Origin of the sequence: Amycolatopsis rhizosphaerae, assembly GCF_007713715.1 — a bacterium.
Lineage (GTDB): Bacteria > Actinomycetota > Actinomycetes > Mycobacteriales > Pseudonocardiaceae > Amycolatopsis_E > Amycolatopsis_E rhizosphaerae.
In genome coordinates this window covers 1-1,872 of the sequence record NZ_VJWX01000786.1, presented here as the reverse complement: position 1 = coordinate 1,872, position 1,872 = coordinate 1, and the positions used below count along the sequence as shown (strand labels likewise).

General features: G+C 72.5%; 2 protein-coding genes. Both read right to left on the bottom strand.

Features of this window, described 5'->3' with window-relative positions; translation table 11 throughout:
- Nucleotides 1-71: 71 nt before the first annotated feature.
- Nucleotides 72-950 carry an ABC transporter permease gene (locus FNH05_RS36815; RefSeq protein WP_144593447.1) on the bottom strand — a complete coding sequence of 293 codons (879 nt, stop codon included), beginning with the start codon at nucleotides 948-950 and terminating at the stop codon, nucleotides 72-74.
- The coding region (locus FNH05_RS36810) for an ABC transporter ATP-binding protein (RefSeq protein WP_144593446.1) at nucleotides 947-1,872 on the bottom strand (926 nt) is incomplete at its 5' end. The genes FNH05_RS36815 and FNH05_RS36810, both read right to left, overlap by 4 nt.

The following is a 1,872-nucleotide window of genomic DNA, read 5'->3' as shown; positions in this document are numbered from 1 at the left end:
CTCCTTCTTCGACCGTTCTTCCGGCGAGTGGGAGCAGGCGTGCGCGGATGCCTGGCGCCGGATCCTCGACTTCACCCGTCCTTCGTCGTGATGCGGGCGTAGGCGAGGGAAAGCCCGATCGCGATGTAGCAGGCCGCCCGGAGGGCGCCCTGGGCGAGCCCGTCGACGGGCATCGGATCACGCACCACGTCGGCGAGGGCGTTCCAGGACTGCGGCAGCAGGAACGGGTGGAGCCAGTCCACCGCCGACAGCACGAGCAGCACGGTGGAGACCACGGTGCCCGCCAGCACCGAGACCACCACGAGCATCGGGTGTTCGGTGCAGGCGGACACGGCCAGCGCCACCGCGCCGATCGCCCACATCTGGAGGGTCACCCAGCCCGCCGCGACGGCCAGCCTGCCCAGGGTGTCCACAAAGGACAAGGTGGTGCCGGAGAGGGTGAACAGGGAGCCGGTGCCGTTGATCACGAGCCCGGTGACCACCCCGACGACCGTCATCAGCACCACCGCGGTGAGCGTGAAGGTGGCCATGCCCAGCGCCTTCACCGCCAGCAGCCGCCCCCGGCCCACGGGGGCGAGCAGCCAGCCTCGCAGCGTGCCCTGTGCGGCCTCGCCCGCCAGCGCGTCGGCGGAGGACATCGCGGTGGTCAGCGGAAGCAGCAGGTTGATGGTCATCGCGAGCGCGGCGATCGGCAGCACCAGTGCGTTCCCGGCGGCCACGGTGAGCAGTCCGTCGGCGTTCCCGCCGCCCCCGGCGCCCGAGGAGCGGGCCACGGCCAGCCCGATGCCCGTCACCACGGGCACCAGCGCCAGCAGCCCGAGCACGATCAACGTGCGGGGGCGGCGGTAGATCCACCGCAGTTCGGCCCGGTAGAGCCGGGCCAACGGCACGCGGGTGCGCGCGAGCACGCGCGGGGCCGCCGGTGTTTCGGTCAGCGTCGACGCCGTCATGCGTTCACCTCGTCCACTTCGGGCAGCCCGCCGGGCTCCACCTCGTGCTGCGTCAGCCGGGCGAAGAGATCCTCCAGCCCGGTGCGTTCCCTGGTGGCCTCGTGCACCGCGATCCCGGCCCGCACGAGGGTGGCCACCACCTCCGGTGCCTCGGCCGTGGTCAGATCGGCCCGCACGCCCTCCGGCGTCAGCTTGGCCGGAATCCTCGCCGCCCGCAGCGCCTCCAGCGCCCTGTCACCGTCCGGTGTGGACACCACGAGCCCGCTGCTGCCCGCCTCCAGCAGTACGTCCAGTTCGCCCTGCGCCACCACGGTGCCGTCGTGCAGCACGGCGACGTGCGTGCAGGTCGCCTCGACCTCCGTGAGCAGGTGCGAGGAGACCACCACGGTGACCCCGTCCTCGTGCAGCTCGCCGATGATCTTGCGGATCTCCCGGGTGCCCGCCGGGTCCAGCCCGTTGGTGGGCTCGTCGAGCACCACCATCCGGCGCGGCACCAGCAGCGCCCCGGCCAGGCCGAGGCGCTGCTTCATACCCAGCGAGTACCCCCGGTAGCGCCGGTGGGCGGCGCCGGTGAGCCCCACCCGGTCCAGTGCCCGCTCCACCGCCTTCGGAATGTCCGAAGAGGACAGCCGGGGTTCGGCGGCCGCCATCCGGTACAGGTTCTCGCGCCCGGACAGGAAGGGGTGGAAACCCGGCCCTTCGACCAGCGCGCCCACGTCCGGCAGGGCCTTCTCCGCCCCGTCGGGCATGCGGTGACCCAGCAGTTCCACCTCGCCCTCGGTGGGGCGGACCAGGCCGAGCAGCATCCGGATGGTGGTGGTCTTGCCGGACCCGTTGGGCCCGAGCATGCCGAGCACCGCCCCGGCGGGTACCTCCAGATCGACCTGGTCCACCGCGACCGTGTTCCGGTACACCTTGCGCA

Coding starts and splice junctions, on each gene's coding strand:
- FNH05_RS36815 (WP_144593447.1), bottom strand. CDS start 950: ATGACGGCGTCGACGCTGACCGAAACACCGGCGGCCCCGCGCGTGCTC.